This window comes from Rhodoligotrophos defluvii (assembly GCF_005281615.1).
GTDB lineage: Bacteria > Pseudomonadota > Alphaproteobacteria > Rhizobiales > Im1 > Rhodoligotrophos > Rhodoligotrophos defluvii.
Genome location: NZ_SZZM01000007.1, coordinates 161,171 through 181,586 on the forward strand (window position 1 = coordinate 161,171; position 20,416 = coordinate 181,586).

Genomic DNA, 20,416 nt, shown 5'->3' on the forward strand with positions numbered 1-20,416 from the left:
ATCGCAAGAAGCGGATGCAGGGATGATCGAGGACACCAGAACTGTAGACCAATCGAGGCTCATCAGCGGCGCGACGGGCGATTGGGAAGTGATCATCGGGCTCGAGGTGCATGCTCAGGTCACCTCCGATGCCAAGCTGTTCTCCGGCGCGTCGACCGCCTTCGGGGCCGAGCCCAATGCCAATGTGTCGCTGGTGGACGCGGCCATGCCCGGGATGCTGCCGGTCATCAACCGCTTCTGCGTGGAGCAGGCGGTCAAGACCGGCCTCGGGCTCAAGGCGAAGATCAATCACCGTTCGGTCTTCGACCGCAAGAACTACTTCTATCCCGACCTGCCGCAGGGCTACCAGATTTCCCAGTACAAGCAGCCGGTGGTGGGCGAGGGCCATATCCTGCTCGACATGCCCAATGGCGAGGTGGTGAAGGTCGGCATCGAGCGGCTGCACCTGGAGCAGGATGCCGGCAAATCCCTGCACGATCAGCACCCCACCATGTCCTATGTGGACCTCAACCGCTCGGGCGTCGCGCTGATGGAGATCGTCTCCAAGCCCGACATGCGCTCCGCCGACGAAGCCAAGGCCTATGTCGGCAAGCTGCGCACCATCCTGCGCTATCTCGGCACCTGCGACGGCGACATGGAGAAGGGTAATTTGCGCGCCGACGTGAACGTCTCGGTACGGCGGCCGGGCGAGCCCTTCGGCACCCGTTGCGAGATCAAGAACGTGAATTCGATCCGCTTCATGGGCCAGGCCATCGAATACGAGGCGCGCCGGCAGATTGGCATCCTGGAGGATGGAGGCTCCATCGACCAGGAGACGCGCCTGTTCGACGCCCGCAAGGGCGAGACCCGCTCCATGCGCTCCAAGGAGGAGGCGCACGACTACCGCTACTTCCCCGATCCGGATCTTCTTCCGCTGGAAGTCGAGGAGGCCTGGATTACGGAAATCAAGGCGAGCCTGCCGGAGCTGCCGGATGAGAAGAAGCAGCGCTTCATGAGCGATTACGGCCTCAACGCCTATGACGCAGGCGTGCTGGTGGCCGACCGCGACATGGCCGATTATTTCGAGGCGGTGGCGAAGGGACGGGATTCCAAGCTCGCGGTGAACTGGGTGACCGGCGACCTTGCCGCCCATGCCAATGCCCGCAACACGGGCGTGCTGGAGCTCGGCATCTCAGCCGATCACCTGGGCGAGCTCATCGACCTGATCCAGGACGGCACCATTTCCGGCAAGATCGCCAAGGACGTGCTGGCCATCATGGTGGAGGAGGGCGGCTCGCCCAAGGCCATCGTCGAGCAGCGCGGCCTCGTCCAGGTCACCGATATCAGCGCGCTCGAAGCCATCATCGACCAGGTGATCGCCGCCAATCCCGGTCAGGTCGAGCAGGTGAAGACCAAGCCCAAGACCATCGGCTGGTTCGTGGGCCAGGTGATGAAGCAGAGCGGCGGCAAGGCCAATCCGCAAGCGGTCAACGAATTGCTCAAGACCAAGCTCGGGGTGGAGTAGGGAGCGGGCTAACCCGACCCACCTTCGGCCCCTCAAGGGGAGGGAAGTGGGGCGCAGGCTGAGATATCCCTCCCCGGAACGGGGAGGGTGGCCGCCGCAAGGCGGCCGGGCGGGGGTCAATATCGGGTGAGATCTGAAGGTACGCTAGAGGAGGAGACTTGATGGCCACGCTTCGCTCGAGCCTGTCTGTCAGCGCGCCGGAATTCAGGACCAATGCGGCGGCCATGGCGGACCTGGTGGCGGATCTCGCGGCCAAGCGGGCGGAAGCCGCGCAAGGCGGGCCGCAGAAGGCACGCGACCGACACGTGGCCCGCGGCAAGCTCCTGCCGCGGGACCGGGTGATGCAGCTGATCGACCCGGGCTCGCCCTTCCTCGAGCTGTCGAGCCTTGCGGCCTACGGCCTCTACAGCGGCGATATCCATGGCGCCGGGCTGATCACCGGCATCGGCCGCGTTGAAGGCCGCGAATGCATGATTGTGTGCAATGATGCCACCATCAAAGGCGGCACCTACTACCCCATGACGGTCAAGAAGCATCTCCGCGCCCAGGAGATCGCCCTGCAGAATCGGCTGCCCTGCATATATCTCGTCGACTCCGGCGGTGCGAACCTGCCCAACCAGACCGACGTCTTCCCCGACCGCGAGCATTTCGGCCGCATCTTCTACAATCAGGCCAACATGTCGGCGGCCGGCATTCCGCAGATCGCGTGCGTGATGGGCTCCTGCACCGCGGGCGGCGCCTATGTGCCGGCCATGTCGGACGAAACCGTCATCGTGAGGCGCCAGGGCACCATCTTCCTGGGCGGCCCGCCCTTGGTGAAGGCGGCCACGGGCGAAGTCGTCTCGGCCGAGGACCTGGGCGGCGCCGACGTGCATGCCCGCCAGTCCGGCGTTGCCGACCATTACGCGCTGGACGACCGGCACGCGCTCGCCATCGTGCGCTCGATTGTCGCCGGTCTCAACCGGCGCAAGCAAATCGACATCGCGGTGCGCGAGTCGGTCGAGCCGCTCTACGACCCGGAGGAGATCAACGGCATCGTGCCGAAAAGCCTCTCGGTGCAATACGACATCCGCGAGGTCATTGCGCGCCTGGTCGACGGCTCCGTCTTCGATGAATGGAAGGCGCTTTACGGCACCACGCTGATCACCGGCTTTGCCCATATCTGGGGCATTCCCGTCGGCATCCTCGGCAATAACGGCATCCTTTATTCCGAATCCGCCCAGAAGGGCGCCCATTTCATCGAGCTGTGCTGTCAGCGCCGTATTCCCCTGCTGTTCCTGCAGAACATCTCGGGCTTCATGGTGGGCCAGCGCTATGAGGCCGGCGGCATCGCCAAGGACGGGGCCAAGCTGGTGACCGCGGTGGCCTGCGCCCAGGTGCCGAAGATCACGGTGATCGTCGGCGGCTCGTTCGGCGCCGGCAATTACGGCATGTGCGGCAGGGCTTACTCGCCGCGGTTCCTGTTCATGTGGCCCAATGCCCGCATTTCGGTCATGGGCGGCGAGCAGGCCGCCTCCGTGCTCGCGCAGGTGCGCCGCGACAACCTGGAGGCGGACGGCAAATCATGGGCGCCAGAGGAGGAGGACGCATTCAAGCAGCCCATCCGCGAGCAGTATGAGCGCGAGGGCCATCCCTACCACGCTACCGCCCATCTGTGGGACGACGGCATTATAACACCCGCGGAAACCCGCATGGTACTCGGCCTCGCCTTTTCCGCCACACTCAACGCGCCGATCCCGGAAACCCGCTTCGGCGTCTTCAGGATGTGACCCGATGCTTGCACCGCTCCTCATTATCTTCGCTGCTCTTGCCGCCATGCCGGCTGCAGCGCAGTCCACGACGGACTGCGGCAATGCAAAGACCCAGGCGGATATGAACCAGTGCGCCGCACAAGCGTTCGAGAAGGCGGATGCCGAGCTCAACCGGGTTTTCCAGCAACTGCTTGGGAAGCTGGAGCAGGACGGCAAGGGCTATGCACGGGATGCGCAACGGGCCTGGATCGCGTTTCGCGACAAGGAATGCGTCTTCCGGGCGGGCGGGCCGGCGGACCAGGGCGGTTCCATCTGGCCCATGATCTATGCGGAATGCCGGGCCGAGCTCACCGAGGATCGCGTGAAACAGCTCCAGACGCAGGTGAAATGCCCCGGCGGCGATCTGTCCTGCCCAGAGTGATTCTCATGGCCGGCGGCGGTTTTTCACCGCCTGGATCTCGTTCTCTAGAGCATTGAGAAAAGCCGAACGGTCGCGCGGCGTGAAGCCGGCATTGAAGGTCTGCACACCCTCGGCTTCGCGATGATGCTGCATCAGCGCCCGTGTCGCCAGGGCCATGCCGATATTCTCGTCGGTGAATGGCTTGCCTTTGGGACTGAGCACCCGTGCGCCCTTTTCCAAGCAGCGGGCGGCGAGTGGGATATCGGCGGTTATGCAGATGTCGCCGCCGCTGATCTTGTCCGCGATCCAGTCATCAGCGGCATCAGGGCCTTCCATGACCAGCACGTTGCGGATCAATGGGTTGCCGCTTGGCCGAACCCCGCTATTGCTTACCAAATGGATAGTAAGACCATGGCGGGTCGCCACGCGCTCCACCTCCGCCTTGACCGGGCAGGCATCCGCATCGACGAAAATGTCGGGCGAGCGGGTCAGATGGAAAAACTGGTGCCACAGCCGCAGGACGAGGTCGCCTGCGGATTGTTCACCTTGAACGACGCCCCGATCAGGCTGTCCTCGAAATCGATCTCGGACCCGATCATGTAGAGCATCGACATCGAATCAACCCGCACCACGGCGCCGTTACGGACCACCTCGACATCGTCCTCCTGCTTGGCGTCATCCAGCGAGAACTCGTACTGGAAGCCGGAGCAGCCACCGCCCAAAACGCTGACCCGCAGCGCCTTAGGTTGCTTCTCGCTGGCCACAATTTCGTTGATCCGCTTGGCGGCCCGCTCTGTCACCGTGATCGGCTCGGCCATTCTCTTCACTCGATCGGCTTGGATTTGTCACTGCTCACCGATATTTAGGATCATGTAGCGATCCGGTCAATCGGACCGGGACTGGCAAGCCAGGAGCACGTCCCCTGAGATACGAGCTGGCGCCCTTCGCCTCCATTGCCGAACAGAGCCGCGGCCGCTTTGTCGCCGAACCCGAGCAGCCGCCGCGCAGCCCCTTCGAGCGCGACCGGGACCGGATCCTCCACTCCACCGCCTTCCGCCGGCTCAAGCACAAGACGCAGGTCTTCGTCTATCACGAGGGCGACCATTTCCGCACGCGCCTTACCCACAGTCTGGAGGTGGCGCAGATCGCCCGTTCCTTGGCCCGCCGGCTTGCGCTCGACGAGGATCTGACCGAGGCTCTGGCCCTTGCGCACGACCTCGGCCATACCCCATTCGGGCATGCGGGCGAGCGTGCGCTCGACGCGTGCATGGTCACGGCGGGCGGCTTCGACCACAACGCGCAGGCGCTGCGCATCGTCACCCGGCTCGAGCGCCGCTATGCGGAGTTTGATGGTCTGAATCTCACCTGGGAGACGCTCGAGGGCCTGGTCAAGCACAACGGCCCACTGATCGGGCCGGACGGCGCCCCCATCGGACACTATCTCGGCAAGACCCTGCCGCAAGCCATTCTCGACTTCGCCGGCGCCAACGCCCTGGCGCTGGACACCTATCCGTCGGCCGAGGCGCAGGTCGCAGCCATCGCCGACGACATCGCCTATAACGCTCACGACATGGACGATGGCCTGCGGGCCCGCTTGTTCGATATCATCGATCTGGCCGATATTCCGCTGGTCAGCGCGGTGCTGTCGAACGTGGTCGCCCGCTATCCCAATCTGGAGCGGCCGCGGCTGATCCACGAGACGGTGCGCCGGGTCATCTCCATCATGATCGAGGATGTCGCCGCCGAATCCGCCAAGCGGGCAAAGCGCCTGCAGCCCGCTTCGGCCGACGACGTCCGCACACTGGGCCAGCCGTTAATCGGATTTTCCCCGCAGCTCGCCGAGCATAACCGGCTGTTGCAATCCTTCCTGCTCCGGCGCATGTACCGGCACGAGAAGGTCATGCGCATCATGGAGCGCGCGCAGCGGATCATCCGCGATCTGTTCGACAGCTACCAGCGCGATCCCCATCTCATGAGCAAGGAATGGCAGGCCGGCATGGACGGGTTGTCCGCCGATAAGCGAGCGCGGCGCATCTGCGACTTCATCGCCGGAATGACCGATCGGTTCGCGCTTGACGAGCACCGCCGGCTGTTTGACCTCGACCCACTTTTCCGATAGTCGCGGGGGCATTGCTCACCCAGCCGTTAACATTTGGGCAGAGCCGATCTGCTAACGCTAGTTGTACAGTAGGGAGTCCTCATCGGGATGAATATTTTCGCGCATTTCGAGACGATCGTTGAGGCTGCCATCGACCGGCTGATTGCGCGAGGCCGTCTCCCACAGGGGCTCGACCTTTCCCGCGTGATCGTCGAGCCGCCGCGCGATCCGAGCCACGGCGAGGTCTCGACCAATGCTGCACTTATCCTGGGCAAAGCGGCCGGGCGCAAGCCGCGCGAGATTGCCATCGATCTCGCCCTGGAACTGGAAGGCACGCCCGAAGTTGCCGCCGCCGAAGTGGCGGGGCCTGGCTTCGTCAATCTGCGCCTGAAGCCGAGCTTCTGGCCCAAGGTCGTGGCCGCCGCGCTCCGGGAAGGGGAAGCTTTCGGCGCAGCCAATCTCGGCCAGGGCGAGAAGGTGAACGTTGAATACGTTTCGGCCAATCCGACCGGGCCCCTCCATGTCGGCCACTGCCGCGGCGCCGTGTTCGGCGATGCCCTGGCCAATCTGCTGGCCGCTGCCGGCTATGACGTCACGCGCGAATATTACATCAATGACGCCGGGGCGCAGATCGACGTGCTCGCCCGTTCGGCTTTCCTGCGCTACCGGGAAGCGCTCGGCGAAGATATCGGCGAGATACCGGCCGGCCTCTACCCCGGAAGCTACCTCAAGCCGGTTGGCGCGGCCCTTGCCGAGCAGTACGGGCGCAGCCTCATGCAAAAACCCGAAGCGGAGGCGCTGGCCATCGTCCGCGACTTCACCGTGGCCGCCATGATGGACCTGATCCGCGAGGATCTCGTTGCGCTCAATGTGCGCCACGAAGTGTTCTTCTCCGAAGCCACCCTGCACGATCACGACATCCCGGAGATGATTGCCGAGTTCAAGCAGCGCGGGCTCGTCTACGAGGGGCGCCTGCCGCCGCCGAAGGGCCAGCCATCGGAGGATTGGGAGGATCGCGAGCAGCTCCTGTTCCGCGCGTCCGACTTTGGCGACGACATCGACCGGCCGCTGCAGAAGTCGGACGGCAGCTACACCTATTTTGCGGCTGACGTGGCTTATTTCCGCTCGAAGTTCATCCGCGGCTTCAAGGAAATGATCTATGTCCTGGGCGCGGACCATGGCGGCTATGTCAAGCGCCTGGAGGCGGTGGGACGCGCCATAGCGGGCGACAGGGCCCGGGTGATCGTCCGGCTGTGCCAGCTGGTCAAGCTCTTCCGCGGGGGCGAGCCGGTGCGGATGTCCAAGCGCGCGGGTGAGTTCGTCACGTTGCGTGACGTCGTCGACGAGGTCGGCGCGGATGTCGTGCGCTTCATGATGCTGTACCGGAAGAACGATGCGCCCCTCGACTTCGATTTCGAGAAGGTGACGGAGCAATCGCGCGACAACCCGGTCTTCTACGTGCAATATGCTCACGCGCGAATCTGCTCAGTGTTCCGCAACGCGGAAAGCGAGCTGAAACAGTCCTTTACGGATGGAGACCTCGAGGCGGCCGACCTGTCCGTGTTGACCGACGAGGCGGAACTGGCGATCATTAAGCGGCTTGCGGAATATCCCCGGATCTTCCAGGCGGCGGCCCTGTCACAAGAGCCGCACAGAATCGCGCATTATCTCTATGATCTCGCGAGCGATTTTCATGCGCTTTGGAATCGCGGCAAAGAGTTGCCGCATTTGCGGTTCATTATTACTCAAAATGCTAATGCCACATACGCGCGGCTCGCAATGCTGCGCGCGATTAGGTATGTTCTGCAGAATGGTTTGCGTATCATCGGGGTTAAGCCGGTGATGGAGATGTGACGGCGGACGTCCCTTATGGATGATAATGACAACAGGAATGATGCAACGCGCCGGGATAGGCCGAGTTGGCGGGAGCGTCTTGGTCTGAATGCGGAGGCAGCCCGGGGCGGGCAGGGCGACCCGCGCATGCTGCCCAAGCTTGGTAACCAGTTTGCGCCACGGGAGGCAAGCGAAGGCGAGCAGCCGGCGCAGCCTACCCGTCCCGAGCCGCTCACACGTCGCTTCGAGCCGCGTCCGCCGAGTTCCGATCTTCGCGAGCCACGGTTGAGCGCTCGTTCGGGCCCGGTCCCCTCTGCCGGGAATGGGGTCTTCACTCCGCCATCCGCCAATGGCGCCGAACGGGCCGCATCACAGGCAGGCCTCGAGCGCGAGCCGGGCGGGACCATCGATCGGCCCGGTCTGCGCCCGCCGCTTGGGGCAGGCGGCGGGCAGCCGCAATCAGCGCCCGCCGCGCCCCGTAGCGTGCCGGGAGAGCCGCGCCTGGACAGCCATCCCGTTCGGGGCCAAGCCGGTGCGCCATCGGAGCCTCGGCTGCGGCAGCCCTTGCAGCCAAGGCCGTTCCAGCCACGGCCAGGTGTGGCACCAGCTGATCTGCCGAGCCCTCCCACCGGGCGCGGAACTCTGCCGCCCGGTGCACCGGCAGCGGCTGGCCCCCCTGCGGGAAGCCCGCAAAGGGCAGCTGTCCCGCCGGGAGGCATGCCGCGGGGAGGTGCAGCGGAACCAACGGTCAGACCCGCCATAGCCGGTCAGCCACAGCGGACCGCTGGGCTCGCGCGGCCGGGGATCGGCGCACCACCATCGGATGGTGTGGCGCCTGGGCCTCTTGCCCGTCCAGCGGCGCGGTCCGAGGCGGAAGGGGATATGCCGCCGCGCCTGCGTCCGGAGCTGCGCCCGTCGCTGCCGCCGAACGAGGCGGGCCCGCTCCCGCCTGCCGGCGAAACGCGTGCCGTGCCTCGGCCGGATCTGGCGCGGGTGATCGGCAACCGGGCGGAACCGGCGGCTGCTGCAGGGGTTGTACAGCCCATCGAGCCGGCGTTGCGCGTCAACCCCGCGGAAGAGGGCAAGCCTGCCGATACGCCGGCCCGCGAGCGTCCGATCAGCTTCGGCCGTTCGGACTTTTCCCATTTCCGGCAGCCGAGCCCTGCACCGTCCGAGCAGTATTCCGCCTCGCTTGCGGATGTGAGCGAGCAGGATGCCGCCGATCTTTCCTTGAGCGACATCGCGGTGTCGCCCGTTCTCACCGAGCCCGCGGAGCCGATGCAGGCGGCAAGGAAGGGGCTCGGCGGGCTGGGCACAGGCGCGGCATCCCCTTCCGTGCGGTCGCCAGCGCCCTTGGGGCCAGCGCCCTTGGGGGAGCAATCGCGTGACGAGCTGGCCCAGGCTCCTGCGCCGCGTGCCGAAGCGCCGGTCGCGCCGGGCATTCGCCGCGAGCTTCGTCCGGGGGGCGGCATTGCGGAAGCGCGCGGTCCGGCCGCCGGCGCAAGTGGCCTCGGCGCGAATGCCGCCGGCACCACAGCCGGAGAGGCCCGCATGCCGCGGCTTGGCTCGGCACAGGATACGGGGCCGCGGACATTCGAGGAACTGGCGGAGCGCAACAGGCGCTCATCAGGAATGACGCCGGCAGGACGGACGCCGACCGGTGATACGCCTGTATGGCCAAGCGTGAGCCGTGGACCTGCGGCGCGCGCCATACCGCGCGAGGGCAGCGAGCAACCACCCGTATTTCGCGCCGCGTCCGCCGCCTCTGCGGCGGCCTTGGCGGACGAGCAGGATGGGCATGCGGCCTATGACGGCGGCACGCCGGGGATCGACGACGGATACCGTGGCGCCCATGCCCGCGAGCTGCGCCAGGTGGAGGATGGCAGCGATCCGTCCTTGGCAGCAGGTGTCTCGGGGCAGCGGCGGCCCAGCGCTGCGGAGTATCAGGAGGCCTATCGGGAATACGAGAGCCGGATGGAGCGGCCTTCCTTCCTGGAGGGCCGCATGCCTTACTACCTCGGCGCCGGTGCCTTGAGCGTGATCGTGATCATCGGTCTTGCGGTTTACATGATGCGGGGATCGAGCACGGTCAGCCTGTCCGACACCCCGCCGGTCATCGCCGCGCCGACCCAGCCGGCCAAGATCCAGCCGGAGGAGGGGGCGCAGGAGCCGATCGTGCCGCGCCAGAGCAAGCTGATCTACGATCGTATTCTCGGCGACAACCCGGGCACTGGCGAGGAACGCCTGGTGCCGCGCCAGGAAGAACCGCTGATGCCCGCCATGCCGAACGGTGAAGCGGAGCCAGAGGACCAGGGCGCGCTGCCACCGGCCGTTCCACCGCCGCCGACCGGAAACCAGTCTTCCATAACGGATGGCGACACCACGATTGCCGCGGCATCGGCGATGCCTGGTGAAGGCGCTAGCCTGGGCGATGACGGAAGGCTGACGGGCTTTCCTCTGCCGGGGCAAGGCGCATCGGCCGACGCCCCGGCGGAGGCGGAGCCGGTCCCGTCGCCTGCCGAGGCCGCTGCACGGCCTACCACGCCATTGCCGAAGCCGAAGCCGGCCATACCGCGTGCGCCCACATCCTCGCCGGCGCCCGCAGCCGTCGCCGCCTCGCAGCAAGGTCCGGTGGTGCTCACCGCACCGGGGCTCCCGGCCACACCGACGGTCCAGGCTGCCGCATCGGGGCAACAGGTTGCCCTCGCTACGCCCGGTCAGACCCCGGCGGTCTCCGCCGCCGGGCAATATCTCATCCAGCTTGCTTCGTTCCGGACCCAGCAGGACGCCGCCACCGAATTCAACCGGCTAAAGAGAAGCTTTCCCCAGCTGCTCGGCAATCTTTCCCCGTTCATCCAGGAAGCCGACCTCGGGGCGCGCGGAAAGTTCTATCGCCTGCGTATCGGGCCACTCGCTTCGCAAGAGGGCGCTTCTCAGCTCTGCAATACGCTGATCGCCTCCGGGGAAAAGGACTGCTTGGTTCGTCGGCAATAGCAGCCGAAACTTCTATTCTGTTTGGCCCTTTCTCTTAAACCATTGCAATGACAGTCTCTGCTCTCATCGTTGGCTGCTCCGGCGTGGAATTGACCTCAGACGAAAAGGCCTTTTTTCGGGAGGCCGATCCCTGGGGTTTCATTCTGTTCAAGCGCAATTGCGAAGAGCCGGAGCAGGTGCGCAGGCTGGTTGATGCCATGCGCGACACGGTCGGCCGCGGCGAAGCGCCGGTGCTGATCGACCAGGAAGGCGGACGGGTGCAGCGGCTGAAGCCACCCCATTGGCCGACCTATCCCGCCGGACGTCGCTTTGGCGAACTGTTCGAGCGTGATCCGGAGCGCGGCCGCCGGAGTCTTTACAACGTGACGCGGCTCCTGGCCGAAGACCTGGCCACGCTGGGCATTACGGTGGATTGCATGCCGGTGCTCGACATACCGGTGCCCGGTGCGCATGACGTGATCGGCGACCGCGCCTATGCCCGCGATCCGGAAACGGTCGCGCTGCTCGGGCGCCTGGTCTGCGAGGCGCTGCTCGACGGCGGTGTGCTCCCGGTGATCAAGCATGTGCCCGGCCATGGTCGGGCCGGGGTCGACAGTCATCTGAGCCTGCCGGTCGTCGAAACCTCGGCGGACGAGCTGCGGGCCACCGATTTCGCGCCGTTCAAGGCGCTGGCCGACATGCCGCTCGCCATGACGGCGCATGTGGTCTACACCGCGCTCGACCCGGAGCGGCCGGCCACCACGTCGCCGCAGGTGATCGGCGAGGTGATCCGGCGGGAGATCGGCTTCGATGGCCTGCTCATGTCGGACGACCTCAGCATGCAGGCGCTGGCGGGGTCTTTCGCCGATCGCATGGGAGGATGCCTTGCCGCGGGTTGCGATGTCGGCCTGCATTGCAATGGCGCGATGGCGGAAATGGTCGAGGTGGCGAAGGTCGCACCGCCGCTCGAGGGCGAGGCCATGCGCCGGGCCGAGGGGGCGTTGGCCCGACGGAAAGCGCCTTTGCCATTCGACCGAGACGCAGCCCTTGCAGACCTGGCAGTCCTCATGCCCGAATCGGTGTAAGCTGTACCGATTTTTGATGGGCGAAAGAGCAGTGTGCGTGAGCCTGGGGTAAGTCACGGCTTCGATGCCGAGTGGCCCGATGGTGACGGGCCATTGCGCAGGCCACCTGATGAAGGCGGCCCGGAGTCCTCTGCTGCGCTCAGCCAGACCGAGGCGCTCATCATCGACGTAGAGGGATTTGAGGGTCCTCTCGACCTGCTCCTCACCTTGGCCCGACAGCAGAAGGTCGACCTATCTCGCATCTCGATCTTGCGGCTTGCCGAGCAGTACCTCGATTTCATCGCGCAGGCACGGCATATGCGTCTGGAGGTTGCCGCCGACTACCTGGTGATGGCGGCGTGGCTCGCCTATCTCAAGTCGCGGCTGCTGCTGCCCGAGCCGGAACCGGAAGACGAACAGCCCGCTGAGGAATTGGCTGCCCAGCTGGCCTTCCGTCTGCGCCGGCTGCAGGCCTTGCGCGACGCGGCAGCCGCTTTGTTTGCCAGGGACAAGCTGGGCGACGAGGTGTTCGCCCGCGGCGCGCCCGAGCCGGTGCCAGGCGAGCGGAGGGTTCTCCAGGAAGACACACTGTTCGATTTGCTGCAGGCCTATGCCGAGCGCCGCCAAAAATTGGTCGCGCATCGGTCCTACAGCGTGCGGGCACCGGCGGTCATGCCGTTGAAGGAAGCGCGCGAGCTGTTGGAACGGCTGGTCGGCGGTCTGCGCGATTGGTCACGGCTCGATGGCCTCCTGCTTCGCTATCTAGCGCGGCCGGGCCAGGTGCGCAGCGTGCTGGCGTCGAGCTTCAGCGCCACGCTGGAGATGGCCCGGGACGGGCTGATCGAAATGCGTCAGGAGGGGCATTTCGCGCCGATCTACATGCGGGCCAGGCAAGAGGGCCCAGAGGGAGCTGTGAGGACATGATGCGACCCCGCCATCGCATTCGCGAATCCCAGGATGATCTTATGGAGCTTGGCGAGCCTATGGACCTGGCCATGCCGCTGGCGACGGACGCGCCTGTCGCGGGCGATGTGGATGGCGATGTCGCCAGCGGGAACGTCACCCATCTGCGCCAGGCTGATCGCACGGAGCATCTGCGGATCGTCGAAGCGGTGATTTTCGCCAGCAGCGAGCCCGTGGCCGCCGCTGATCTCGCGCGCAATCTGCCGGAGGGCTGCAATGTCGATGGCTTGATCGGCGAGCTTCAAGGCCTTTACGCGGGGAGGGGCGTCAATCTCGTGCGGGTCGCCGGCAAATGGACGTTCCGCACCGCGCCGGATCTCGCCTCCGCCCTGCAGGTGGATGCCGTCGAGCGGCGCAAACTCTCGCGCGCCGCCATGGAGACCCTCGGCATCATCGCCTATCACCAGCCGGTTACCCGCGGCGAAATTGAGGAAATCCGCGGTGTATCCCTGTCGAAGGGCACGCTCGACACGCTCATGGAACTGGGCTGGGTCAAGATGCGCGGCCGTCGGCGCACCCCCGGCCGGCCGGTTACCTATGGCACCACCGAGGGCTTCCTGGTTCATTTCGGGCTCGATAGCCTCGCCGACCTGCCGGGCGTGTCCGAGCTCAAAGGGGCAGGACTGCTCGATGCCGGCCTCCCGCCCGATTTCGACATCCCGCTGCCTGCGGAGGGCGACGCCCTCGCGCCGGATGAGGACCCGATTGAGGATGGTTTCGAGCCGGCGCTGGAGATGCATCTGCCAGCGGCCGCCGACGAAGCGTGAACCGTCCACCGATGCGCGACCGATTGTCCGGCGGAAAATCCTGGCAAGCTGCATGAAAATTGCTAGGGTCCGCCCATGACTCTGCATACTGCCATTCGAGAAGCCGAGCTTGCGGACCGTCAAGGCGCTCATCTGTCTGAGACGCCGGCACCCGGCGAGACTGTGCTGACCTTCGACCGGGTCAGTCATGCCTATGGCGATCTCATGGCCATTTGCGAGGTGTCCTTCTCGCTGTGTCAGCGGGAGATCGTCTGCCTGCTCGGACCGTCGGGCTGCGGGAAGACCACGCTGCTCAGGGTTGCCGCGGGCCTCGAGCGGCCGATCGCCGGACGGGTGCTGCTGGGCGGGCGGGTGCTCACCGGGCCCGAGGTCATGGTCTCGCCGGAACGGCGCGGCATCGGGCTCATGTTCCAGGATTATGCCCTGTTTCCGCATATGAGCATTCTGGACAACGTGGCGTATGGCCTGAAACGCCTGAGCCGGGCCGCCGCACGTCGGGAAGCCCTGGCGGCCCTGCAACGGGTCGGCATGCAGCATTATGCCAAGGCATATCCGCATGAGGTCTCGGGTGGCGAGCAACAGCGGGTGGCCTTGGCCCGTGCCATCGCGCCGAGACCGGGGGTTCTGCTGATGGACGAGCCGTTTTCCGGGCTCGACCAGCGCCTGCGCGATGCGGTGCGCGGCGAAACCCTCGGCCTGCTCAAGGAGATTGGCGCAAGCGCGCTTCTGGTGACCCACGACCCGATGGAAGCGATGCGGGTCGCTGACCGCATCGCCCTCCTGAGGGCCGGTCGGCTCATCCAGATCGATCGCCCCGAGGCCTTCTACCGCCGTCCTGTCGATGCACAGACCGCCCGGTTTTTCAGCGATGTTAACGAGCTTACCGGTATTGTGCGGGACGGAGTGGTGGACACGGCGCTGGGCCGCTTCGCGGTGGACTTGCCGGAGGGCAGCCGAGCGCAGGTGCTGATCCGCCCGCAGGGCATCGAGATCGCGGCCACTGGCCCGGAAGCGCATGTGGTGGATTTGCGCTTCTTCGGCGATGTCAATCTGGTGACCCTCGGCGTGGCCGGATTGCAGGAGCCGCTGATCGCCCGCTTGCCGGCCGAGCAGGATCTTGCCCAAGGCGAGGTGGTGCGGCTGCGGCTGCGTGAAGACCATGTTCTGGTGTTTCCGACCGGCGCGTGACATCGCCGCATCCGCTGCCCCCGTCGCAAGGCTATTGCCATATGGGGCGCGGTGGTGGACGTTGCAGGCCGGCAGGTCATCCGCGATAATGCAGGGCTGCGCGGGTGGCACTGGTCTGCCGATACGGCGTCAAGGTATTGAAGTGAATGTTTGACATCAGTGCGACCGAGCTTCTGATCATCGCCGCGGTGGCGCTCGTCGTTATCGGTCCCAAGGACCTGCCCGACATGCTGCGCGGCCTCGGTCGCTTCGTGCGCAAGCTGCGCATGATGGCCGGCGATTTCCAGCGGCAGCTCGATCAGGCTGGTTTCGAGGACGTGCGCAAGGGGTTCGAGGAGGTGCGCAGCCTCACCTCGCCCTCCGGCGTGATCGCCCGCAGCGTCGCCTCCTCGCTGGAGGTGGACGAGACCAAATCCACCCTCGAACAGAAGGCGGTGAGCCCGGCTTCATCCACGCCCGAGGGCACCTCCACGCCGGAGGACGGCAAGGCCGTCCCCTCAGATGGTGTGGATACGACCGTGGTGCGCGTTTCCACCGCCAATGAGGCAAATGCCCTTGGAGCCGAAACCGTGGTGGCCTCGTCCGCGGCCCCGGCGTCCTCCGCCGAGCCTTCGCCCAGCGCGCCACCCGAGGACAGCAGGCCTGCAACCAAGGCCGAAACCGTGGCTGGGCGCGGCGACAGTTGAGCCCCCAATCTCCGATGAGCAAAGAAGATATCGACGCCACCCAGGCCCCGCTGATCGATCACTTGATCGAGCTGCGCTCACGGCTGATCAAGTCCCTGCTCGGTCTGCTGGTGGCATTCCTCGTCTGCTTCTATTTCGCCAGCGATATTTTCAACATCCTGATCTGGCCTTACGAATGGGCCGTGGGCGATGCCACCCAGGTGCGCCTGATCTACACCGCGCCTCAGGAATATTTCTTCACTCAGCTCAAGATCGGGCTCTGGGGCGGCATTTTCCTGGGCTTTCCCGTGATCGCCAGCCAGATCTACATGTTTGTGGCGCCTGGCCTTTACAAAAACGAGCGCCAGGCCTTCCTGCCGTTCCTGATCGCGACCCCGTTCCTGTTCCTGCTGGGCGCCTGCCTCGTCTATTTCTTCGTGCTGCCCGTTGCGCTCGCGTTCTTCGCCAGTTTCCAGCAGACCGGCACGAGCGGTGCCATTATCGAGCTCTTGCCCAAGGTCAGCGAGTATCTCGACCTGATCATGACGCTGATGCTGGCCTTCGGCATCTGCTTCCAGCTGCCGGTCATCCTGACCCTGTTGGTGAAGGTGGGCCTGATCACGACGGATGGGCTGCGGTCCAAGCGGCGCTATGCCATCGTCGCGGCGTTTGCAATGGCCGCCATCCTGACCCCGCCCGACCCGTTCAGCCAGATCGGCCTGGCCTTGCCGGTCATCGGGCTCTACGAAATCTCGATCATCGCTGGCCGAATGATCGAGAAGCGGCGGGCGGCGCTTCAAGCTGCCCGCGAGGCCGGCGAGGCGGAGGCCTGATCAGCCTCCGATCCCGTAGATCTTGGGCGTGGTGGCGCCGGCGCTCAGCCGGCGGGAGCGGGTGCGACGAGCCCCTGGGTGCGGTCGTCCCAGCGCCAGCACCGCTGCGTCGTCAGATGCGTGCCGCCCCACCACCGATCGATGCCGTTTCTTTCCACATGGTCGGCCTGGCCGGAAAGCACGGCGCGGCCGAACGTGGTCAGTGAAAGCTCGGCATTCAGATAAGCCTCGATCCTTTCCGGATCTGGCGCCTGCGGAACCAGGAGCTCCGGGGTGAAACTTTCCGCGACCTCACAGTGGATGTCGCGGAAGCGCTCGGGCAGGCCGCTCACCAGCGGCTCGGGCGCGAAGGCCAGCTCGTCGAGCCGCCGCCAGAAACTCCAATCTCCCAGGAAAACCGCCTGCTCGCTGCGCTGGTTGTCAGCAAAAAGCTCGTTCGGCGTGGCATACCCCTCGGCCAGAGCCTGCAGCAGGCGCCGTTCGGTGCGGCTCAACCCGTCATAGGCGCCGGGCAGCTCTTCGATGGCCCGGATCATGGCCGAGCGCAGGAACGGAAAACGCGCCAGATCGGGGTCGGTGGACAGCGCGGCCCACGCCTCGGGCGTGGCGGCGCAATAGGCGGTCCACACCTGGCTTCCGATCTCGAAGTCGATCTCGGTCAAGGTGCGCTTGGCGCCGGCGAAGCGGATGATGGAATCGGGCGCATGGCGGCCGAGATAGTCATTGGCCTGCACCAGGTGAACGTTGGTCACGGCGCCGTTGCGGTTCAAGGCGTCCAGCGTCTGGAACAGTTGCAGCTGGTCATAGAGGTCATGCTCGAACCACAGCTCGACCGGCTGGCCGGGGGTGATTGCATCGATCTGCTGGCGGCGGGCGGCAAATTCGTCCTCGATCTCGTGCCGGGGTACGGCGAACGCTTCGCTGAGGAAGGCCGCGCGGATCTCGTCCAGCGTCGCAAGATCGCTGGTCAGCGGCACCGGGCCGTCGACCAGGGTATCACGCCACGGAACGATCGTGGTGGAGAGCCCGGCAGTCTTCAACGTATCGGCGACCATGTCACCATTGGTGATGATCAATGTCATTCAGCATACCTCACTGTCACTCCCAGCCGCGCGACTGTGGGCCCAGAATGCGACGATTCCTGGGCTCGTCGCCCCGGAATCGGCAATTGCTGGTCACTCGTGACAGCCGTCGGTGTATAGGCGTGGGGCAGGGTGCGCCCAAGCGCCTTCGCGGTGGCCACTTCCACGACAAGCCGTGGCCGGTTATAGAACCACCGCCCGTGCCATTCCCAAGAAGTGGAGCCCCTATGACCGCCATTGTCGACATTACTGCGCGCGAGATCCTGGACAGCCGTGGAAATCCTACGGTCGAGGTTGATGTGGTTCTTGAGGATGGCTCCTTCGGCCGCGCCGCGGTCCCGTCGGGCGCGTCCACAGGCGCGCACGAGGCGGTCGAGCTGCGCGATGGGGATGCGACCCGCTATGGCGGCAAGGGCGTGACCAAGGCGGTGGCGGCGGTGAATGGCGAGATTTTCGAGGCGATTGCCAATTTCGATGCCGAGGACCAGGTCGATATCGACCGTACGCTCATCGAGCTGGACGGGACAGACAACAAGTCGCGGCTCGGCGCCAACGCCATTCTCGGCGTGTCGCTCGCGGTGGCGCAGGCAGCGGCGGATGCCAGCGGCTTGCCGCTCTATCGTTATGTGGGCGGCACCTCCGCCCGTGCACTCCCGGTGCCGATGATGAACATCCTCAACGGCGGGGCACATGCCGACAACCCGATCGATATCCAGGAATTCATGATCATGCCGGTCGGCAGCCCAAGCTTCGCGGAAGCGCTGCGGGTGGGTGCGGAGGTGTTCCATGCCCTGCGCAAGGAGCTCAAGGCGGCGGGTCACAATACGAATGTAGGGGATGAAGGCGGATTTGCCCCCAACCTGTCCTCGACCGACGAGGCTCTGGGTTTCATCATGCGGGCCATCGAGCTTGCGGGCTACACGGCCGGCGAGGACGTGTTCCTGGCGCTCGATTGCGCATCGACCGAGTTCTACAAGGACGGCCGCTATCACCTGGAAGGCGAGGGCAAGGTGCTGGATGCCGACGGCATGGCCGACTACCTGAACGACCTCGTGGCACGGTTCCCCATCATTTCGATCGAAGACGGCATGGCCGAGGACGATTGGGAGGGGTGGCAGGCCTTGACGGCACGGCTTGGCCAGCGGGTGCAGCTGGTGGGCGATGACCTGTTCGTGACCAACCCGGCCCGCCTGCGCGACGGCATCGCAGCGGGAGCCGCCAACGCCATTCTGGTGAAGGTCAACCAGATCGGCACGCTCACCGAGACCCTGGAGGCGGTGGAGGTGGCGCACAAGGCGGGCTACCGGGCCGTGATGTCGCACCGGTCGGGTGAGACCGAAGACAGCACCATCGCCGATCTGGCGGTTGCCACCAATTGCGGGCAGATCAAGACTGGCTCCCTTGCGCGCAGCGACCGTCTTGCCAAATACAACCAGCTCCTGCGCATCGAGCAGCAGCTGGGCACGGCGGCGAGCTACGCCGGCCGTTCGGTGCTCAAGGGGTGACCGTCACAGCAGGCGGTCCTGCTCTGGCGCTGTGACGTGTGGCCGCGGCTCGTCGTCATCTATGAAAGGGATCGGATCCGGCTCGACGGGATATCGCGGCGTCTCGCTCACGTAGTGGTTCAAGTCTGTCTTGAATTGATGGATGAGGCCGTCCATGGCGGTGCCATCGCCATTCGCCGCGCCGAAAACAACATCGTCGAGCCGGTGTAAGAGCCATAGTCTCCGGGCGTCGATGGCTTCGGCCGTCGGGATGCCTTTCGGCGGGTGCGCCGGCAGAAATCCACCCAGTCCCTCGACGAGCCATTCGGCGCGCGCCCCCAACTGATCGGCCACGAGCATTCGGTCAGCGTCAGGCAGCGGCATTCCGGCGAGCGTCTTCAGCTTCGCGAGCTCGTTGTCGATCATAAACTGGAACCTCACGAGGCTTTGGGCCAAGGCATCGGAGGTGCGCAGCGAATAGCTTTCGAAAGCAGGCTCCGGGGGAGGCGGTCGAAGATCGCTGTTCTGCTCAAGCAAGGCGTGGATCCATTCCGTTGGCTGGCCGCCCCGTCTGGTTCCGTCAAGCATCGGGTCGGAGCCGAGCGATCCGGAGACCCGCCCTGCGGGATCCGGAGTGCTGGTCCCGCTGCTGGCCTGGCTGAGTGTCGCGTATCCTTCAGAACCATAGGGCGATCCCGAGCGGCCAAGGCTCACAGCGTCATGGCTCAGACCACGCCACATAGGCTCGTTCGGACTGAAATGCCAGCTGCCGGTGCGGAGATCGGGCAGGTTATCGTAGAGACTGGCCAGTGAAGGCGAGCGCACGAGGCCGTCAGGGCCGCCATAGGTGTGGAGGGATATGCTGGGCGTGGAGATGCCGGCCAGCATATGACCATCGTCTCGCGCGCCAAACGGCTCGCCGCTTTCTAGAAATCGCGCCGTGAGTGCATTTGACGGCGAGGGCTCATACGGGGGTTCCAATATCTCCGCAGACGTGGTGAACCCGCAAAAGAGACGTCCAATGAACTTTGAGAACGAACCCACTGTGGATAACCCTGTTTCGGGATTGGCGCTCAGTGCCGCCGCGCTGCCGATCAGAAATCCGCGGCAGGTTAGAGACCGTCGCGCTTTATTGCAACCTTATGTTGCATAAAGCGGGCTCGGGCCTCTGGCCAACGCGATGCCAGCTCTTCAGCGCCGGCTGAAGCGGGGGGATCCGTGTGTCCGGCCCTATTCACGTCAGCCAGGAGGTTCCAGCCTGGTCGGACGCCGCGGCGGACTGGTGGTCCGGTGAATGCTGCTGGTCCGCGATGTGATGGCCGGACTGGTCTGGTTGCGCTGCCAGAGGCGCGCCCGTTGCCGCGCCTTCCACATGGTGGTGGGCGGACGCTGGCTCTGAGGGGCGGAGTTTCAATACGCCGCTTTCGGCCCATTCCCGCTTCTGGCTCTCGCTTAGAAAGGCGGTGATCGGAGCGGCGCGATAGTCATGGCGGTGAAGCCCAGAAAGGTCTTGAGGCGATGTGAATCGCGGATCGAAGTTCGTGCCGCTCATGTCGAAATGGGTACCTCCCAGATCAAGATGCGTGCCCTGAACCTCAAGGATGCTTTGTGCCTGATTGTGATTTCCTAAGTCCTTGCCGGCAGGTTGAAGGTTCCTGGGCAAGGGTATTGTGGGTAGGCCAAATGCACGATCGAGAAAACTGGCCCAATCTCTCGGAATTCCGCAACCTCTCTGTGTCAGGATCTGCTCCAGCATTCGAGCGCCTCATCTTGCTAAAATAATTAGAGCTGACGTCGCCCTGGTCGACAGC

General features: G+C 65.2%; 18 protein-coding genes. 13 read left to right on the forward strand and 5 right to left on the reverse strand.

Features of this window, described 5'->3' with window-relative positions; translation table 11 throughout:
• Window positions 1-22 precede the first annotated feature (22 nt).
• The 3 genes from gatB to E4P09_RS23320 all read left to right on the forward strand — a co-directional run bounded on the left by gatB (window position 23) and on the right by E4P09_RS23320 (window position 3,676).
• Window positions 23-1,504 carry an Asp-tRNA(Asn)/Glu-tRNA(Gln) amidotransferase subunit GatB gene (gene gatB, locus E4P09_RS23310; protein WP_137392055.1) on the forward strand — a complete coding sequence of 494 codons (1,482 nt, stop codon included), beginning with the start codon at window positions 23-25 and terminating at the stop codon, window positions 1,502-1,504.
• 161 nt (window positions 1,505-1,665) lie between these two features.
• On the forward strand, window positions 1,666-3,273 hold the full coding sequence (locus tag E4P09_RS23315; RefSeq protein ID WP_137392056.1) for a carboxyl transferase domain-containing protein: 1,608 nt from the start codon (window positions 1,666-1,668) through the stop codon (window positions 3,271-3,273).
• Window positions 3,274-3,277: 4 nt separating this feature from the next.
• Window positions 3,278-3,676 carry a lysozyme inhibitor LprI family protein gene (locus tag E4P09_RS23320; RefSeq protein WP_239025334.1) on the forward strand — a complete coding sequence of 133 codons (399 nt, stop codon included), beginning with the start codon at window positions 3,278-3,280 and terminating at the stop codon, window positions 3,674-3,676.
• Window positions 3,677-3,679: 3 nt separating this feature from the next.
• On the opposite strand, the gene E4P09_RS23325 is transcribed toward E4P09_RS23320, so the two are convergent.
• Complete coding sequence (locus tag E4P09_RS23325) at window positions 3,680-4,147, reverse strand: YaiI/YqxD family protein (protein WP_137392057.1); 468 nt, start codon at window positions 4,145-4,147, stop codon at window positions 3,680-3,682.
• Window positions 4,144-4,473, reverse strand: coding sequence for an iron-sulfur cluster insertion protein ErpA (gene erpA, locus E4P09_RS23330; RefSeq protein WP_137392058.1), 330 nt, complete (start codon window positions 4,471-4,473; stop codon window positions 4,144-4,146). Before erpA ends, E4P09_RS23325 begins: the two co-directional genes overlap by 4 nt.
• Window positions 4,474-4,577: 104 nt before the next feature.
• Between erpA and E4P09_RS23335 the strand changes: the two genes are divergently transcribed.
• From E4P09_RS23335 to tatC, 9 genes are all read left to right on the forward strand, one after another.
• Window positions 4,578-5,774, forward strand: coding sequence for a deoxyguanosinetriphosphate triphosphohydrolase (locus E4P09_RS23335; RefSeq protein WP_137392059.1), 1,197 nt, complete (start codon window positions 4,578-4,580; stop codon window positions 5,772-5,774).
• An 87-nt stretch (window positions 5,775-5,861) separates the two neighbouring features.
• Entirely contained in the window at window positions 5,862-7,607 is a 1,746-nt protein-coding gene (gene argS / locus E4P09_RS23340) for an arginine--tRNA ligase (protein WP_137392060.1), read from the forward strand.
• Between the two features lie 861 nt (window positions 7,608-8,468).
• Entirely contained in the window at window positions 8,469-10,580 is a 2,112-nt protein-coding gene (locus E4P09_RS23345) for an SPOR domain-containing protein (protein ID WP_170984602.1), read from the forward strand.
• A 47-nt stretch (window positions 10,581-10,627) separates the two neighbouring features.
• On the forward strand, window positions 10,628-11,644 hold the full coding sequence (gene nagZ / locus E4P09_RS23350) for a beta-N-acetylhexosaminidase (protein WP_137392062.1): 1,017 nt from the start codon (window positions 10,628-10,630) through the stop codon (window positions 11,642-11,644).
• Window positions 11,645-11,677: 33 nt separating this feature from the next.
• On the forward strand, window positions 11,678-12,547 hold the full coding sequence (locus tag E4P09_RS23355; RefSeq protein ID WP_239025336.1) for a segregation and condensation protein A: 870 nt from the start codon (window positions 11,678-11,680) through the stop codon (window positions 12,545-12,547).
• 71 nt (window positions 12,548-12,618) lie between these two features.
• Window positions 12,619-13,353, forward strand: a complete 735-nt coding sequence (scpB, locus tag E4P09_RS23360; protein WP_137392140.1) for an SMC-Scp complex subunit ScpB — start codon at window positions 12,619-12,621, stop codon at window positions 13,351-13,353.
• Window positions 13,354-13,428: 75 nt separating this feature from the next.
• A complete protein-coding gene (locus tag E4P09_RS23365; protein WP_137392063.1) occupies window positions 13,429-14,541 on the forward strand; it encodes an ABC transporter ATP-binding protein in 1,113 nt (370 codons plus the stop codon).
• 146 nt (window positions 14,542-14,687) lie between these two features.
• Window positions 14,688-15,227 (forward strand): Sec-independent protein translocase protein TatB, encoded by a 540-nt coding sequence (gene tatB / locus E4P09_RS23370; protein ID WP_137392064.1) that lies wholly within the window; start codon window positions 14,688-14,690, stop codon window positions 15,225-15,227.
• A 14-nt stretch (window positions 15,228-15,241) separates the two neighbouring features.
• Window positions 15,242-16,039, forward strand: coding sequence for a twin-arginine translocase subunit TatC (gene tatC, locus E4P09_RS23375; protein ID WP_137392065.1), 798 nt, complete (start codon window positions 15,242-15,244; stop codon window positions 16,037-16,039).
• A 44-nt stretch (window positions 16,040-16,083) separates the two neighbouring features.
• On the opposite strand, the gene E4P09_RS23380 is transcribed toward tatC, so the two are convergent.
• Window positions 16,084-17,121 (reverse strand): DUF1835 domain-containing protein, encoded by a 1,038-nt coding sequence (locus E4P09_RS23380; protein ID WP_137392066.1) that lies wholly within the window; start codon window positions 17,119-17,121, stop codon window positions 16,084-16,086.
• Between the two features lie 227 nt (window positions 17,122-17,348).
• Between E4P09_RS23380 and eno the strand changes: the two genes are divergently transcribed.
• Window positions 17,349-18,626, forward strand: coding sequence for a phosphopyruvate hydratase (eno, locus tag E4P09_RS23385; RefSeq protein WP_137392067.1), 1,278 nt, complete (start codon window positions 17,349-17,351; stop codon window positions 18,624-18,626).
• 3 nt (window positions 18,627-18,629) lie between these two features.
• Here eno and E4P09_RS23390 read toward each other — a convergent pair whose 3' ends face one another.
• Both E4P09_RS23390 and E4P09_RS23395 read right to left on the reverse strand, forming a co-directional pair.
• On the reverse strand, window positions 18,630-19,493 hold the full coding sequence (locus E4P09_RS23390; RefSeq protein ID WP_137392068.1) for a hypothetical protein: 864 nt from the start codon (window positions 19,491-19,493) through the stop codon (window positions 18,630-18,632).
• 346 nt (window positions 19,494-19,839) lie between these two features.
• On the reverse strand, window positions 19,840-20,361 hold the full coding sequence (locus E4P09_RS23395; RefSeq protein ID WP_137392069.1) for a hypothetical protein: 522 nt from the start codon (window positions 20,359-20,361) through the stop codon (window positions 19,840-19,842).
• Between the last annotated feature and the right edge of the window lie 55 nt (window positions 20,362-20,416).

Excerpts from the sequence above, each read along its gene's own strand:
- gatB (WP_137392055.1), top strand. The coding sequence starts at position 23 with ATGATCGAGGACACCAGAACTGTAGACCAATCGAGGCTCATCAGCGGC.
- E4P09_RS23315 (WP_137392056.1), top strand. The coding sequence starts at position 1,666 with ATGGCCACGCTTCGCTCGAGCCTGTCTGTCAGCGCGCCGGAATTCAGG.
- E4P09_RS23320 (WP_239025334.1), top strand. The coding sequence starts at position 3,278 with ATGCTTGCACCGCTCCTCATTATCTTCGCTGCTCTTGCCGCCATGCCG.
- erpA (WP_137392058.1), bottom strand. The coding sequence starts at position 4,473 with ATGGCCGAGCCGATCACGGTGACAGAGCGGGCCGCCAAGCGGATCAAC.
- argS (WP_137392060.1), top strand. The coding sequence starts at position 5,862 with ATGAATATTTTCGCGCATTTCGAGACGATCGTTGAGGCTGCCATCGAC.
- E4P09_RS23345 (WP_170984602.1), top strand. The coding sequence starts at position 8,469 with ATGCCGCCGCGCCTGCGTCCGGAGCTGCGCCCGTCGCTGCCGCCGAAC.
- nagZ (WP_137392062.1), top strand. The coding sequence starts at position 10,628 with ATGACAGTCTCTGCTCTCATCGTTGGCTGCTCCGGCGTGGAATTGACC.
- scpB (WP_137392140.1), top strand. The coding sequence starts at position 12,619 with ATGCCGCTGGCGACGGACGCGCCTGTCGCGGGCGATGTGGATGGCGAT.
- E4P09_RS23365 (WP_137392063.1), top strand. The coding sequence starts at position 13,429 with ATGACTCTGCATACTGCCATTCGAGAAGCCGAGCTTGCGGACCGTCAA.
- tatB (WP_137392064.1), top strand. The coding sequence starts at position 14,688 with ATGTTTGACATCAGTGCGACCGAGCTTCTGATCATCGCCGCGGTGGCG.
- tatC (WP_137392065.1), top strand. The coding sequence starts at position 15,242 with ATGAGCAAAGAAGATATCGACGCCACCCAGGCCCCGCTGATCGATCAC.
- E4P09_RS23380 (WP_137392066.1), bottom strand. The coding sequence starts at position 17,121 with ATGACATTGATCATCACCAATGGTGACATGGTCGCCGATACGTTGAAG.
- eno (WP_137392067.1), top strand. The coding sequence starts at position 17,349 with ATGACCGCCATTGTCGACATTACTGCGCGCGAGATCCTGGACAGCCGT.
- E4P09_RS23390 (WP_137392068.1), bottom strand. The coding sequence starts at position 19,493 with ATGCTGGCCGGCATCTCCACGCCCAGCATATCCCTCCACACCTATGGC.
- E4P09_RS23395 (WP_137392069.1), bottom strand. The coding sequence starts at position 20,361 with ATGCTGGAGCAGATCCTGACACAGAGAGGTTGCGGAATTCCGAGAGAT.